The sequence below is a fragment of the Vibrio sp. 704 genome (genome assembly GCF_033339295.1).
Window position 1 is genome coordinate 1 of record NZ_JAWOUH010000373.1, and the last position, 745, is coordinate 745.

Genomic DNA, 745 nt, shown 5'->3' on the forward strand with positions numbered 1-745 from the left:
TAACAGCACCGGTTTGGCGAAGTAGAGTGCAGGAACAAGCAATAACACCAGCAGAGACACACCAATCACGGTATTGATGGGAAGGTTTAATTTTCCATTCATGCGCGTCCTCTACTGATGAGGTGGTAAATCGGAAGGTTGAGCCGCTTCTTCACCTGCTTCTTTTGAGGATGCAGCAGACGACGAAGAAGATTTGGCTAGCTGACCACTCAAATCCATCGCGCCATTGAGCAGCAAACTGATGGAGGAGAGAGATGACGTGACGCGAGACAGTCGCCCAGCTTTCGCAACAGCAATCGCGGCAAAAGCGCTCAACCCAAGCGCAGTCCACGGGTTTTCTTGCACGAATCGGTTCGAGGTAAATTTGAGGGTTTGCTTATCCAGCAAGCATTGCTCCAAAGCCGCTTTACCCTCGATGCGTTTTATCTGCATGGCTCGGTCGAGTTTGGTTAGAGAACGCATGCCAGCCCTCCTGCAATTGGTCGGTTGTATTTTTGAAACCAAGGAAGTGTGTCAGCCGCTTCTGCCACCACGCCAACCCAACTAGCGCTAGACCTAACGACACAATAAACACGCCAACACTTAGCAGTAGTTGAGCGGTAAAGTGGTACGTCACTACACCCGCAGCCAAACACACACTGAAGATAAACAGCACCGACAGCAGCGTAAAAATAATACTGAACATCACGATTTGGCGCGCAGCCGCCACGTTGACTTTCATCTCTAGCAAAAACAAATCCAACGT

General features: G+C 49.9%; 2 protein-coding genes. Both read right to left on the reverse strand.

The genetic code is table 11. The annotated features are described in order from the left end of the window. Nucleotides 1-111: 111 nt before the first annotated feature. A complete protein-coding gene (locus R7R24_RS26545; RefSeq protein ID WP_072828774.1) occupies nt 112-462 on the reverse strand; it encodes a hypothetical protein in 351 nt (116 codons plus the stop codon). Continuing rightward, on the reverse strand, nt 407-745 hold a 339-nt coding region (locus R7R24_RS26550), incomplete at its 5' end, for a phage holin family protein (RefSeq protein WP_318120095.1). The genes R7R24_RS26550 and R7R24_RS26545, both read right to left, overlap by 56 nt.

Bases quoted from the DNA above. Each gene is read 5' to 3' on its own strand.
- R7R24_RS26545 (WP_072828774.1), bottom strand. From the start codon at position 462: ATGCGTTCTCTAACCAAACTCGACCGAGCCATGCAGATAAAACGCATC.